Origin of the sequence: Rhodoferax sp. BLA1, from assembly GCF_013416775.1 — a bacterium.
GTDB lineage: Bacteria > Pseudomonadota > Gammaproteobacteria > Burkholderiales > Burkholderiaceae_C > Rhodoferax.
Window position 1 is genome coordinate 194,748 of record NZ_SZVI01000010.1, and the last position, 13,412, is coordinate 208,159.

Here is a 13,412-nt window from a genome sequence, read left to right on the forward strand (position 1 = left end):
TGCGACCAAAAAGACTAGGCAGCCTGCGCCGCGCCCGGGCTGAGCATGCGCTCGACATAACGCGCGATCAGGTCAATTTCCAGATTGACGTGGGCGCCGCTGTGCAAGCTGCCCAGTGTGGTGTTTTGCAAGGTGTGGGGGATCAGGTTGATGCTGACCAAGCAGCCTTCAGCCAGATCCTGCACCTGGTTGACCGTCAGGCTGACGCCGTTGACGGTGATCGAGCCTTTGTAGGCCAGGTACTTGCCCAGTGCACTGGGTGCGCTGATCTGCAGAATCCAGCTCTCACCCACCTGCTCGAAGCGGGTGACCAAGCCGATGCCGTCCACGTGGCCAGACACCATGTGCCCACCCAGGCGGTCGTTGGCACGCAAGGCTTTTTCCAGATTGACACCACCGATGGTATCCAGGCCAGCCGTCTTGCTGAGCGACTCCGAGGAGATGTCGACGGTGAACCGCTGCGCTGCGGTATTGAGCGAGGTGACCGTCATGCAGGCGCCATTGAGCGCAATGCTGTCGCCTAGCGCCACATCGTCGAGGTAATGGGCAGGGCAGTCCAGGGTCAGGCGTTTGCCGTGGCTGGCGGAGTCGCCCAAAGGCAAAACGGCAGAGATGCGGCCAAGGCCGGTGATGATTCCAGTAAACATCGGCGTATTTTCGCAGGGAAACGAGCCAATGCCCAGAAACAGCGTTGTCAAACCTTGACTAAAACTGGTCGCGCCCCTGAACCCTGGCCAGCACACGCAGGTCCGGACCGACCATCTGGGTGCTCTGAAACACTAGCGGCAGCGCTTGCGAGAGCTCGGTCAAGGGGCCAAAACTGGCCATATCGCGGCCTTGGCCCAGCAGCTTGGGCGCCAGGTAAATCAGAGACTCGTCCACCAGCCCAGCTTCAATCAAGGCGCCATTGAGCCGGTGACCCGCTTCCACATGCAATTCATTGATCTCCAGGCGGCCCATGTCCTGCAGCATGGCTGCCAGATCGACCTGGCTGTTGCCGCCTGGCTGCTGGAACACCCGGGCACCACGCGCCTCCAGTGTCTGAGCTTTGTGATCATTTTGGCCTGTAGCCCAGATGTATAAAGGGCGACCAGCTACAAAGAGATGAGCGTCCTGCGGCAACTCCAAACGGCTGTCGACCAAGGCCACAGCGGGCTGCCGGGGGGTGTCTACCAGCCGCACGTTCAATCTGGGGTTGTCGGCGCGCACGGTGCCCATGCCGGTGAGTACCGCACAGGCGCGAGCACGCCAGGCGTGGCCATCGGCGCGGGCCTCGGGCGAGGTGATCCACTGGCTGGCGCCATTATTAAGCGCGGTTTTGCCGTCCAGCGAGGCTGCGATCTTGACCCGTACCCACGGGGTTTTGCGCACCATACGGCTGAAAAAGCCGATGTTGAGTTCACGCGACTGGATCGCCAACGGATCATCGGGTGGCAACACCACGACGTCGATGCCTGCGGCCCGCATACGCGCAAAACCCTGGCCTGCCACCAGCGGGTTGGGATCGGTGTTGGTGGCCACCAGCTTGGTAATGCCCGCGGCAATCAGCGCATCACAACACGGGCCGGTGCGGCCCTGGTGCGCGCAGGGTTCCAGCGTGACATAGGCGGTAGCACCCTGGACCGAGTGCCCCTGCGCGGCGGCATCCCGCAGCGCCATGATCTCAGCGTGGGGACCCCCCGCCTTTTGGGTGTGGCCCTGGCCCAAAATCTGGCCGTCCGGGCTGGTGATGACGCAGCCGACGCGGGGGTTGGGGGAGGTGAGGAGCAGTGATTTGTTGGCGAGATCACACGCCACCGACAGGAAGGGGCTCACCACAACTTAGCGCCAGCAATCACTGATAAGTGCTTTGTTTGCTGAGTCAGTCAGATCGGTGATGCTCTTTGCAAATTTTTCACCTTTCCCGTTGATCCCAAGCTTCTGGCATTTTGTATCGCTGTTTTGCGCTCCAGCGGGGGTTGCCTCGATCTTGTAGGTTGAGGTTGTGGGTTCGCCTGTTGCAAAGGCAAATGTGTACGATCCTGTTAGATCTGCGCGGCAGTTTGGCGATGGCAACGCCACGTTGTAAGACATCGCTGTGGCATATTGCCGCTCCATGAACTGGGCCATTTCCATCAAGCAGGCGCCAGCAGTGACGCGGCGTGTGCGCAACACATGTTGCTGGTAACTCGGCAATGCAATGGCTGCCAGGATACCTATGACGGCCACGGTGATCATGAGTTCAATCAAGGTAAAACCTGTGTGGAAACGTTTGTACATGTTGGTCAGTCTGTGATGATTTCTCGCCATGAAATACGGCCTTTAAGAGGGGTGAGGCCCAGATTTGTTCGTACGCTTGCGATGGGCTTGACTGGGTTGGTGCCACCCACCACCAGTTGGGAGCCCACCAGCGTTGCCCGGCTTACCAGACCAACGCCAAGATCCACTGAGCCGATCAACGCCCCGGAGACAAGGTCGTTCTTAAAGTTGTTGTCACCGTTAACATCCAAAATACCAAGTGACATTGCCGCCCCATTAAAAGGGCTGATGACATTCAGGTAGCCCGAGCCACCTGGGATGCAGGGGTCGCCAGCGGCTGGGATGATCGAACTCCCCACCAACGCAGGCAGGGCCAACTTGTAAAGCAATGGTTCTGTGACCATGCGTTCACCCGCAGGGTTTTCAAAGTCGATATACCAGCCTTTTTTTCCCACCATATCGTTGGGCTTGGCCTCAGAGAAAGCACGGACTGGCTTGTTATCAAAGGTCCCGGTGACTGCAACGCTCCTTTGTTTCAAATCTGTCCGATCTGTGATGACCTCGTTTTCATCAATCACCCCATACCAGCTTTGGACAGAGGCGTCAGCAGGGTCTGTGGATCGGAAATAGGAGCCTGTTCCAACAAACACAAACCGCTTACCTACATGGGGGTCATCTGCAACGGTGTCGGTGTAAATAGAAATAGGCCCGGTGATTGGCTGAAGCTTGTTGGAAGCGTCTGTGGCCACAAACAATGGTTTGCCGCCCAAACTCACAGACCAAGACGCTGTCGTTGTGCCTCGAACATCAAACTTCCAGACATTGCCTTTCAGATCACCTGCGTAAATGTAATCAACCGTCCCATTAGCGCTTAACACAACACTCGGTGATGCCAGCCCATTGTCACCCGCGACCAGCGTGTCCAGCTTTTTGACAGTGGCGACTTTGCCATCGGTATCCAGCAGGAAGATGTACAAAACCGCTTTGCCACTGTTGCTGTTGTAGCCATTGCCAACAATCACAGCCCCTGTGCCATTGTCGCCAAGATTCATCTTGGCATACACGGGGCGGCCCAGCATCAAGCCCAAATCTTGATCTGTGTTGGCATTGATGGCCGTGTCTTCGACACCATCACTGATGGCGATGCTGTCACCAGTGGGTGTGTATTCCCACAAAAAGTCGGAAGTGCCAAAACTGGTCGGTGTGGTGACATTGAGCCCAAACAAACCTTTGCCACCGCGGCCCAGTGTGCCAAACAACAGGCGCTTATCACCAGTCTCTGCCGTCTTGGGTGAGACCACCACGTCGCCGTCCACCAAAAACTCATGGGTGTAGCCAGGGTTGCTCAAGTTTTTAAGCCGTGATACCACGGCAGACGGTATGAAACCAAAAACCTCACTGCCAGCTTTGTGCAGCACATTGCCTGAGCTGTCTTTGACATCGCTGGCCCTGAAGGCGTGCAACATGCCGTCGTTGGCGTTGACATACAGCACTTCATTTTCTTGATCAAAAAACGGAGAGGAGTTCACGATGTCACCGAGAGGAGCAACGTTGTCCTCAAGGCTGATGCGTTCGCGGAAGATGCCGGTACTGCCTTTGATTTCCTTGTCCCTCGAGCCTCGCAGATAGGCGATCACATCTTCGCTGTTGTCGACAGAGCTGGTGTCAGCATCTAACAGTCTTTTATCTACAAATGGCAGTTCACTCCAAACAAAAGGTTTGGTGACGCCACTCGGTGTACGCACAAACAGTTTGCGGTCAGCTGGAGCAGGCATCCTTTGCTGCGCTTGCCATACGGGTGTAATACCTACACCCGCCGTGGTGATCGGGTAGGCTACCAAGTCTCCAGACCATTTGTTGGCGTCAAACCGGGCCTGGAAAACACGCGTACTGTCGGAAATACTGGTGCTGTTGGCCAACACGTTGCTTGCACTGGAACTGGCATTAAAGATGTTGTCAAAAGCGCTTTTGAGTGCTTCGCGCAAATAGATCGGGTTTTGTACCAAGAAATAGTTGTCAGGTACTTTGTCACCGTTGACGTCCCATTCGCTAGCCAGATCAGGTTGTTTGTTGTTGTTGATGTCATTAAACCCGCCCCATTTGGCGGCGTACCACAATGGGTTTTGTAAAAACTGTCCAGAATCACCAGTGCCCGAGCTAAAAGTTTGTGTACTTTTATGTGGATCATTGGGATCTTGTGGGATTTTATTTTTGGTCGGATCTGGTAAGTAGGGCAGCCTAGCGCATTCTGTTGATCCTATTGTGTCTATTGAATTGCAATAATTGGCATTTTTGCCAGGAGGGACGTTCAAAAAGTAATCAAGGAACTCTGGTGCGTCTTGTGCAACCAAATAAATACCATCTCGATTGGTTCCTGAAATAACATAACCCACATTCTGGTTACTGCCTGTGGTTCTCCGGGTTACTTCAACTTGGACCGTGACGGTGCCATCTGTATTGGCCTTGATGGTGTATTCGGCAATGATGTCCATGTCATAGTCATTGCCTTGTTCATCAGCTTCATAGTTGATCTTGAAGATCATCTCTTTGCTATCGCCGCTCAAGTCGTCTTTGGTGACGTAAAGGTCAACAATCTGATCTGTTGGCTGATAAGCCCCTTTTGTCCTGTCGGCACTCAAGCCATTGATGGTTTTTGCAAACGGCACAATCTGGATTTTTTTGCCATTTGCGGAAACTTCAAATTTTGGCAAAGTGGAAGACAAAGCCAGTATGAAGCTATTCAGGTTTTGTGTGTCAGCTGCCTTGGATACATCGTTGACCTTGCCAAAGTAGGCAACGGCCGCCGCGTTGTAGCTGCCTTGTTTGGTGGGTTCTTCAGGAGCCAAGCCCCGCACACTGGCAAGTGAGGTCACGATCTTGGGCGAGGGTGCATAGTCCAGGTTGGTGGAGGTCGACTGACCGACAAATCGCAAGCCCTTCACATCGGTCTCGGTGTCGCTGATCTTGGTCAGCAAGGTGCTGGCGTCGAATCCACTGATGTCAGTTGTCAGTGAACTATAAGGTGAGCCGGGGATTTGATCACCGTCGTAGGATGGGTAGACATCACTCATGACCAACATATTGGGGCGCGAGCATCTCAGATTTCTGGTGACGCTGTCGTCGGCACCAATGAATGGGTTATTCCATGTTGCTACCCTGGGCAAACCCAGTGCCTTGTCATGACTGCCTGATGTGTCAAATTCTGCTGTTGGACTGGACCTACCCCCAAAATAGCGGAGTCCCTCGTACATCATTTCTGCAACTGGGTTACCCCAATCAACATACTCTCCTTCGCTCATTAGGCGTGTACGCAAACTGCTATTTCGATAAGCGTAGTCTGTTCTGTTGTTATTGAAATCTCGTATACGAATCCGATTGAAAGTATTCACGATGGTTGCATCAGATTTGAATATCCCGGTACTGGCGTCGACTTCATCTTTGAAAGAAGAAACTTTTTTTCTGAGGACGCCCCCCGACATATTCTTGTTATAGCTGCCTGTCAGCAAACCAAATAACATGGAATCGTTTTCCCCATAATCATGTAGTAATCCAATGGGTTTATATATGCTGCCGTATTGTTTGCAGTTTTCGTGAAAACTGGCAGTGCAAACCTTGACTTGTACTGTGTAGTTCTCGCGGGTGCCCCCATGGTTGCTGTCAAGCACTGGTGCGGCTTTGGATGCCCAGTCCCAAACGCGCAGGTTGGAGTTTTTCACCACTGACAGCAAAGGAGCCAAATCGCTGCAGGTATTTGGGGTCTGGCAGTTGGTGGTTGCGTTGGGTGTCAGATTCCCAAAAAAATGTCTCTTTCCACTGCTAGGCTGGCTCAGTGGTGTGTAGTCACTGATTTTGTAACCATCCACGGTTTCACTGGTGTATTCCTTGGCCCAGGAGTGAGCATCTTGTGGAATATAGGCGCGACGCAATACTGTGTCAGTGTTGTTGTCAACCCAACGGTAGCCGCCATAAAGTACTTTCCGAAGTGAATCAATGCGACTGGTGGTCACGTAATTGAGCCAGTTGCCAGACCAACTGCTGGTGCATGTGTTGTTGGTGCCTGCCGCCGTAGAAGGGGTAAATACACCGTCGTTGCCTTTGTCAACGCCGTTGTGGGTGTAGCAGACCTTGGAGTCAAACAGACCGTAGTAGGTGATGCTGGGCTTGAACCGAAGGTCCAGTTTGCCATCACCATCTAGGTCACTGGCGTCGTTGTAGGCTTCCACAAACAACTTGTGGTCCTTGCTGGCAATCAGCATCACCATCGGCGGTGTTTTGATCTGGGTAATCAACGGATCAGTCGGAATAGTGACTGCGCTGGATGCCAAGGCTGCCAGAGTTGCCATGGTGAGCGCGACAGACTTGATGCTCAAGGCGATGTAGTTGCTGTATTTCATGGCGACTCCTTCAGAAAGAGGTCTGTTTGTCTAATCAGTGGCATAGATGGATTGCAGCATCACAGATGATCTGCTACTGGTGCCGTCATGGCTGCGGGCGGTGATGCGGTAGCGTTTGCAGGTAATGCCCGACGACGTTCCTTCACCCGGCAGACACTCGAAGTTTCCCCCCAGATATTCCACGAAGTACTGAGGTGTGACGGCCAGATTCCCAGAGCCAACGGGCAGGGCCAAAGCTGTCCAAGAGGCAAACGTGCTGTCAAGCCAGCGTGGTGTGTCGCCTGCGGCAGGTGGTGCACAACTCATCAAATTGGCCACTTTGCTGCAGCCCGCCGCAGGGGTTGGCTTATTTGCCTCGACGAGTTGCTCTATCTCGCGCAAGGCAGCTTCTGAGGCTTGGAAAGCCAGACTTCTGTCCAGGCTGTGGTTAGCCATTCTTTCTTCTTGCGTGATGCCACGAATGGCTGCCAGTCCCAGCAGCGTCACGATGACCAGCAAAACAAGGCTCACAACCAATGCGGCACCTTGTTGGTGGTCTTGTTGTCCACAAGACCGATGGTGTTGGAGAGGGTTCATGACGCTGGCTCAATAAAAGTGTCACGATTGCGTAGACCCACAACGTGTATCAGATGCCGCTGAATCGGGGTCTGGGTGGTGCTGACGTTGTCGGTGCTTTGCAGAGTTAAATCGAGACGCACCGCAACCACCTGGGTCGTCAGGCTGCCATCCGCCCAGTCAGCGATGGAGCTGGCGGCAACCCAGTCATCGGCAAGCGCCCCGGTGGTTCCGTTTCGGGTCAGGTAGGTGATCTGCAGGTCTTGCACATTGGGGATCATTTCATCCGGGGACATGATGATGATTTTGTTGTTTTTTAAGTGGCTGATCTTGCTTCTGTACAAAGAGCGCCCGCCACTCTCAGCGTTGCCAACATACCAAAAATAAGAACCCAGAGGTGCCATTTTGATTTCTGGCGTTTCGCTGCCGATTTCAAACTTCTTGGTGTTTGCTGGGCAATTGGATGCTGGGGCTGTGTAGGCTAAAAAGTTGCTGCAGTTGATATTGGTCACGTCAGCTTCGTGACCAATTACTTTATTGGCTACACCTCCTGGCGATGAAACAGTATCAATTTGAAAAATGGCTGCGCTCTTGCCATCACAGACCAAGGCAATATCTTTTGCCTGAAAGTTTGACTCTGTTGCCAGGGTAAATTGAAAGTCAGCAGTGTCATGCGACTCAACAGCGATGTCACCACTGTCTGCCTTGATCATCAGAACCGCATCGGTGCCCTGAACGCGGGCGTTTGTTGTGGTGCCAAATGCTTTGATGGCTGTTTCATCCTGGGTGTTGTCATAACCACGCAGCGTGCCAGCGTTCCAGTTGGCCCACACCGGGATAGACCCAGCGGAGCGCAACACGTTGGCTACCAACTTTGCACCACATGGGTTCTGTCCCGCCTCGCGAAGATCTCTGGCCATCAGGTCAAAAGCCATGCGGGCATTTTCCTGAATGCGCATCAGGTTGTCATTGACTTTGGCGGTCTGGTTGGTGGAGACAAAGATGCTGAGCACTCCCCCAACCAAGATCAGTCCCAGCACCAGCGACACCATCAATTCGATCAGAGTCAACCCCTGTTGACGAATTCGGGGCCAGTTGCCACCGTGACGTACAAACGACAGGTTTGTTTTGGATTTGGCGTGGGTCATCAGATCAGTCCTAGAGTCTGGTGTTGGTGTCAACCATTTGAACCCCTAAGCCGCCTGCACGACTATCGTCCCAGCGCACCTGGATGCGGCAATCACCCTCTGCATCACACAGAACAGCGCCACAGGTTGTGGTGTCGTCTGGGTTGCCGATCTCGGCTTTGACAGCAGTGATCCAAGCCTTGAGGTTGTTGGCAGCCAAGCTTGTACCGGCAACGGCGCCAGCATTGCAAATGGGGCCGATCACGTCATCATCGTCCAACTCGCCGGTGTTGTAGGCCAGAGCTTTGGCTTGGGCCTGATCAACACGCATGGCATCCAGAATGTAATAACTCATGACCACTGCCTGGGTCTTTTGCATGCTGCTCTGATTACCCTTAATGGCACGCGCTTGCAGGGCCGCCATGCCTAACAGACCAAAACTCATGACCAGCAGGGCTACCAGGACTTCGATCAAACTCGAACCACGTTGGGTTGGCAAATGAGAGTGTTTCATAAGCGTTTGCAAAATAAGGCTTACTGGCTCAGGTTGGCGCAGGACAGTTGGCAGCCACCCCTGTCGGTTTAACAATGTTGACGCGTCCGGCAAAGTTGATCACCAAGTCGCGGGCACGGGTGTCGTTGGTCAAGGCCGATGAGGTGCTGCAGACACGAAGGGTGCCGGCACCGGCGCCGCCCTTCATCAGTTTGGATTGGCCGTCGGCGCTGTACGACACATAAGGTAAGTTGCTTGTGATGACCAAGTTGTTGGTCAGGGTGGATGCAATGGCGGTGATGGTTTCGCCAGTTTCAACCTTTGCATCATCGGACGCACTGTGTTTGTCATCGTTGTACATGATCCATCCCTGTGACCAGGCACCCGAGGTGGTGCATTGGGCGCCATCGGCGCTCATACACACCGTTACCCGCTTGCCGCGGCGAACCGCGTCTGATCTGGCACGGGCAAAGGTGGCCACCAGGTCGTTGGTGGTAGATGTCAGGTTGGAGGAGGCGATCATTCCCTGAAAACTGGGGACCGCCAAGGTTGCAAGAATCGCCACAATGGCGATCACCACCATCAGTTCAATCAAAGAGAAGCCAGCCGATCTGTTCATAACATTGGAGTGTGCCGTTATAGATGGCTTGGGTTGATTGCCAACCTGATGAATGGTGAATTTGAGGTGATCAGCGGTTGGGGTCACTGAGTCAGGCGTTGCCTCTTCCTCAGTATTCCAGCATACAGATACGCGCCGAGCAGTTCATTTTTCAGACTGCGCCACCGACCTTTCAGGATTTGGGCGAAAAAATGCTTGACCGTTGGCCACAAGTAGGCCCTGCGTGTGGTCTTGCAATACAGGCCCAGGTAGTAGGCCGCACCACGAGATACATCGTATCGACTCAGAATTCTGTCAGTGTCATGGCCCCAACTGCGACCATGGTGGTGGAACACCACAGGTCGCGGGTCATATGCCCCTCGAAATCCATGGGCCGAGCAGAGAATCAGTGCAATGATGTCATTGCCACTGTTCAACGGACTTCCGGGGCCGACCTCAGTATCGAACCCCCCTATTTTTTCAATGGCCTCACGTGTGAAAGCGATTGAACAACCATGGATCATCCCAGATCTGATGTAACTATGTGCTGGGACATCTATCCGGTCTGGGCAGGTTTGGATCGTGATAGCGGCATTTTGGGCGTCAAACAGCAGAACCCGCCCACCCAGGAAGTCAATAGGACTCTCAATAAAACACGCTCTGATTGTGTCCAGATAGTCAGGCTTCGGGTAACAGTCATCATCACTGAAAGCGATGATTGCGCCCGTGGCGGCCTTGAGCCCTGTGTTTTGTGCATGTGAAACACCAGGTTTGGGTTCGAGAAAAACCTTGCGATGTTCTGAATCAAGTGCGCAAAAATCCTCCAACAGCTTCTGACTATTGTCAGTAGATCCGTTGTTCACCAAGATGATTTCCCACGGATCTGTTGTCTGCAACTCAGACAGCTTTTCCAGCGTTCTACTGAGTTGGGCGGCGCGGTTCTTTGTACAGACAACCAAAGAAATTTTCACAGGGGGAGAGACATTTGGGCGCCAATCTGTACGCGAACTACTTGTCACAACTACCGCCCCACCTCATCCACCAACGTCTTGAAATCGTCGATGTCTTCAAAACTGCGGTACACGCTGGCAAAGCGCACGTAGGCCACTTTGTCGAGTTTTTTTAACTCGAACATTACCAGTTCACCAATGCGGGTGGACAAGACCTCGCGCAAGCCCAGGTTCAGCAGTTTTTCTTCGATGCGTTCCACAGCGCCATCCACCTGTTCGGTGCTCACCGGGCGCTTGCGCAAGGCGAGTTTCATGGAGCCCAAAAGTTTGGCGCGCTCGTACTCGATGCGCCTGCCGTCTTTTTTAACCACCGCCGGAAAGCTGACTTCCGGGCGTTCGTAGGTGGTAAAGCGTTTGTCGCAGGACGGACAGCGGCGCCTGCGCCGGATGAAGCCCCCGTCTTCAGACACCCGCGTTTCCACCACTTGGGTGTCCTGGTGGCTGCAGAAGGGGCATTTCATGCCGCTGCTCAGCCGTAGACCGGGAAGCGGGCGGTCAGCGCATGGACCTTCGCGCGTACCGCATCAATATGCGCGCTGTCCCTTGGATTCTCTAGCACATCTGCTATCAAGTTGGCAGTCATGCGGGCTTCTTCGTCCTTGAAGCCACGGGTCGTCATGGCTGGGGTGCCGATGCGCACACCGCTGGTGACCATGGGTTTTTCCGGGTCGTTGGGGATGGCATTTTTGTTGATGGTCATATGGGCGGCGCCCAGCACGGCCTCGGCTTCCTTGCCGGTGATGCCCTTGGCACGCAGATCCACCAGCATGACGTGGCTTTCGGTGCGGCCACTCACAATGCGCAGGCCACGCGCGGTGAGGGTTTCGGCCACGATGCGTGCGTTGATCAGCACCTGTTGCTGGTAGACCTTGAACTCGGGTTGTAACGCTTCTTTGAATGCCACCGCCTTGGCGGCAATCACATGCATCAGCGGGCCACCTTGCAGGCCGGGGAAGATCGCGCTGTTGATGGCTTTTTCGTGCTGCGCTTTCATCAGGATGATGCCGCCGCGCGGACCGCGCAGGCTCTTGTGGGTGGTGCTGGTCACGATGTCGGCATGGGGCACCGGGTTGGGGTAGACACCGGCGGCAATCAAGCCCGCATAGTGCGCCATGTCGACCATGAAGATCGCACCGACGTCCTTGGCGACTTTGGCGAATCGCTCAAAATCAATAGCAAGAGAGTAAGCGCTGGCGCCGGCAATGATCAGTTTTGGCTTGGTTTCATGGGCCTTGCGCTCCATCGCGTCGTAATCAATCGCTTCGTTGGCGTCCAGGCCATAACTCACCACGTTGAACCATTTGCCGCTCATGTTCAGCGCCATGCCGTGGGTCAGATGGCCGCCTTCGGCCAGGCTCATGCCCATGATGGTGTCGCCGGGTTTCAAAAAGGCCAGGAAGACGGCTTCGTTGGCCGAAGCGCCGCAATGCGGCTGCACGTTGGCCGCTTCAGCACCAAAAATCTGTTTGACACGGTCAATTGCCAGTTGCTCTGCGATGTCGACAAACTCGCAGCCGCCGTAGTAGCGTTTGCCGGGGTAGCCTTCAGCGTACTTGTTGGTCAGTTGGGTGCCTTGCGCCGCCATGACGGCGGGTGAGGCGTAGTTTTCACTGGCGATCAGCTCAATGTGGTCTTGCTGGCGTTGGTTTTCGGATTGGATGGCTGCAAACAACTCGGGGTCGGTTTGCTCGATAAGAATATTGCGGTTGAACATGGCAGTCCTAAAAGACTATGGCCTGAGCATCATCCACGTGATGACACCAGGGCTGCCCAGGCGAACGGCTGAACGCAAAATCCCAATGGATGTTGCGGCACGCTCCCCCGTGGTGTTCCCACATCGGCACCGCCAGACCCGTCTGGGTGGGGTGCCTATCGCCAGTTGCGTACCTGAGAGATTTTAAACTGAGCGGGCTCAGTTCAACGCCACGGTGGCTGATTTGTCACCGGTTTTTACCGAGGTGCTGGGCTGGTTGGATTCGGGTGTTGCCAAACTCTCTTCCTTGGGCGCGATCACCACCGGTAGAAAAGCCGGTACCGCGCGCCCCAAGGCCACTTGCTGCAGGCGGGTGTACTCGGCCATCACCTTGGCGGTGTAGCCATTGTCATCTTCCACATTGGCGGCACCCACATAATATTTGAGGCCACCTTCAATCGAGCCTGCCGCGCGGATGCAATCCAGCAGCACTTTGACACCCACCTGCAGGTTGGCCAAGGGGTCAAAGGCGGCAAATTCACCCCCAAAATTCTGGTACTTGTCCTTGTGCACCCGGGTCATCACCTGCATCAAACCCTGGGCGCCAACATGGCTCTGGGCAAACGGGTTGAAGCCAGATTCAACGGCCATCACCGCCAGAATCAGCGCCGGGTCCAGGCGCACCCGGCTGCCCACCTCAAACGCCTCGGACACGATGGCGCTGATGGGTTCCGGCGCCACGTGGTATTTTTTGCTCAGCCACAGGGCCACACTGGCTTGCTGCTTGGGCAAATCCTTGGGGTTGGTTGCGGTGGCGCGTTCGATGGCGGCCGGGTCTTTGACCAGGCCGGAGATTTCGGCCTGACGTTCCTGCAGCCAGCCAAACAGCTTGACTTCACCCAGTTCACGCAACTCGGGGCGGGCAAACAAGGCAATGGTGATAAAAATGACAGCCACGCCAATCAGGGCGATGCTGTTGTGGGTGATGTCGAAAAAACCTTTGGCGACCGTCGCGGTGGCGCGTCGCAGGCTTTGAGACAAAGATGATGTAGATGCTGACATAGCTTCTCCTTCTTGCGCGGAGGGTTCCACTTGCGGCAAAGGATGCTGCAGAACTGAACACTCGCCTGGGTTGTTACGCTATCAATATCCTGCGTTTGACGTCCTTCTTGTGGATGCAGAGATTTGATGTTGCCGGGGTCGGCAGCCTGTTGATATCCCGGAAAGACCGAGTTGGGCGGATTCTAGGTGGGTTTGATATGCCAGGTCAACCATAAGGAATTCATTCGTTATGCCAAAAAATA

General features: G+C 54.6%; 12 protein-coding genes and 1 riboswitch. All 12 genes read right to left on the minus strand.

The annotated features are described in order from the left end of the window. Positions 1-14: 14 nt before the first annotated feature. The 12 genes from FDG13_RS11725 to FDG13_RS11780 all read right to left on the minus strand — a co-directional run bounded on the left by FDG13_RS11725 (position 15) and on the right by FDG13_RS11780 (position 13,170). Positions 15-647, minus strand: a complete 633-nt coding sequence (locus tag FDG13_RS11725) for a riboflavin synthase (RefSeq protein WP_180127843.1) — start codon at positions 645-647, stop codon at positions 15-17. Positions 648-705: 58 nt separating this feature from the next. Further along, positions 706-1,815: a bifunctional diaminohydroxyphosphoribosylaminopyrimidine deaminase/5-amino-6-(5-phosphoribosylamino)uracil reductase RibD gene (gene ribD / locus FDG13_RS11730; protein WP_370528214.1), complete on the minus strand. Its 1,110-nt coding sequence runs from the start codon at positions 1,813-1,815 to the stop codon at positions 706-708. 6 nt (positions 1,816-1,821) lie between these two features. Next, positions 1,822-2,259: a type IV pilin protein gene (locus FDG13_RS11735; protein ID WP_180127846.1), complete on the minus strand. Its 438-nt coding sequence runs from the start codon at positions 2,257-2,259 to the stop codon at positions 1,822-1,824. Between the two features lie 5 nt (positions 2,260-2,264). Next, positions 2,265-6,632: a pilus assembly protein gene (locus tag FDG13_RS11740; protein ID WP_180127848.1), complete on the minus strand. Its 4,368-nt coding sequence runs from the start codon at positions 6,630-6,632 to the stop codon at positions 2,265-2,267. A gap of 30 nt (positions 6,633-6,662) precedes the next feature. Further along, complete coding sequence (locus tag FDG13_RS11745; RefSeq protein WP_180127850.1) at positions 6,663-7,208, minus strand: PilX N-terminal domain-containing pilus assembly protein; 546 nt, start codon at positions 7,206-7,208, stop codon at positions 6,663-6,665. Then, positions 7,205-8,335, minus strand: coding sequence for a PilW family protein (locus tag FDG13_RS11750; RefSeq protein WP_180127852.1), 1,131 nt, complete (start codon positions 8,333-8,335; stop codon positions 7,205-7,207). The genes FDG13_RS11745 and FDG13_RS11750 overlap by 4 nt, the downstream gene beginning before the upstream one ends. Positions 8,336-8,345: 10 nt before the next feature. After that, positions 8,346-8,828 carry a type IV pilus modification protein PilV gene (pilV, locus tag FDG13_RS11755; RefSeq protein ID WP_180127854.1) on the minus strand — a complete coding sequence of 161 codons (483 nt, stop codon included), beginning with the start codon at positions 8,826-8,828 and terminating at the stop codon, positions 8,346-8,348. Between the two features lie 28 nt (positions 8,829-8,856). Next, positions 8,857-9,426, minus strand: coding sequence for a GspH/FimT family pseudopilin (locus FDG13_RS21150; protein WP_304621514.1), 570 nt, complete (start codon positions 9,424-9,426; stop codon positions 8,857-8,859). 83 nt (positions 9,427-9,509) lie between these two features. After that, positions 9,510-10,376 (minus strand): glycosyltransferase family 2 protein, encoded by an 867-nt coding sequence (locus FDG13_RS11765; RefSeq protein ID WP_180127856.1) that lies wholly within the window; start codon positions 10,374-10,376, stop codon positions 9,510-9,512. A gap of 50 nt (positions 10,377-10,426) precedes the next feature. Continuing rightward, positions 10,427-10,876 carry a transcriptional regulator NrdR gene (gene nrdR / locus FDG13_RS11770; protein WP_180127859.1) on the minus strand — a complete coding sequence of 150 codons (450 nt, stop codon included), beginning with the start codon at positions 10,874-10,876 and terminating at the stop codon, positions 10,427-10,429. Between the two features lie 8 nt (positions 10,877-10,884). Then, positions 10,885-12,129 carry a serine hydroxymethyltransferase gene (gene glyA, locus FDG13_RS11775; protein ID WP_180127860.1) on the minus strand — a complete coding sequence of 415 codons (1,245 nt, stop codon included), beginning with the start codon at positions 12,127-12,129 and terminating at the stop codon, positions 10,885-10,887. Between the two features lie 47 nt (positions 12,130-12,176). After that, a riboswitch (ZMP/ZTP riboswitch) is annotated at positions 12,177-12,308 on the minus strand. Between the two features lie 19 nt (positions 12,309-12,327). Then, complete coding sequence (locus FDG13_RS11780; protein ID WP_180127862.1) at positions 12,328-13,170, minus strand: lytic transglycosylase domain-containing protein; 843 nt, start codon at positions 13,168-13,170, stop codon at positions 12,328-12,330. Between the last annotated feature and the right edge of the window lie 242 nt (positions 13,171-13,412).

Coding starts and splice junctions, on each gene's coding strand:
- FDG13_RS11725 (WP_180127843.1), bottom strand. CDS start 647: ATGTTTACTGGAATCATCACCGGCCTTGGCCGCATCTCTGCCGTTTTG.
- FDG13_RS11735 (WP_180127846.1), bottom strand. CDS start 2,259: ATGTACAAACGTTTCCACACAGGTTTTACCTTGATTGAACTCATGATC.
- FDG13_RS11740 (WP_180127848.1), bottom strand. CDS start 6,632: ATGAAATACAGCAACTACATCGCCTTGAGCATCAAGTCTGTCGCGCTC.
- FDG13_RS11745 (WP_180127850.1), bottom strand. CDS start 7,208: ATGAACCCTCTCCAACACCATCGGTCTTGTGGACAACAAGACCACCAA.
- FDG13_RS11750 (WP_180127852.1), bottom strand. CDS start 8,335: ATGACCCACGCCAAATCCAAAACAAACCTGTCGTTTGTACGTCACGGT.
- pilV (WP_180127854.1), bottom strand. CDS start 8,828: ATGAAACACTCTCATTTGCCAACCCAACGTGGTTCGAGTTTGATCGAA.
- FDG13_RS21150 (WP_304621514.1), bottom strand. CDS start 9,426: ATGAACAGATCGGCTGGCTTCTCTTTGATTGAACTGATGGTGGTGATC.
- nrdR (WP_180127859.1), bottom strand. CDS start 10,876: ATGAAATGCCCCTTCTGCAGCCACCAGGACACCCAAGTGGTGGAAACG.
- glyA (WP_180127860.1), bottom strand. CDS start 12,129: ATGTTCAACCGCAATATTCTTATCGAGCAAACCGACCCCGAGTTGTTT.
- FDG13_RS11780 (WP_180127862.1), bottom strand. CDS start 13,170: ATGTCAGCATCTACATCATCTTTGTCTCAAAGCCTGCGACGCGCCACC.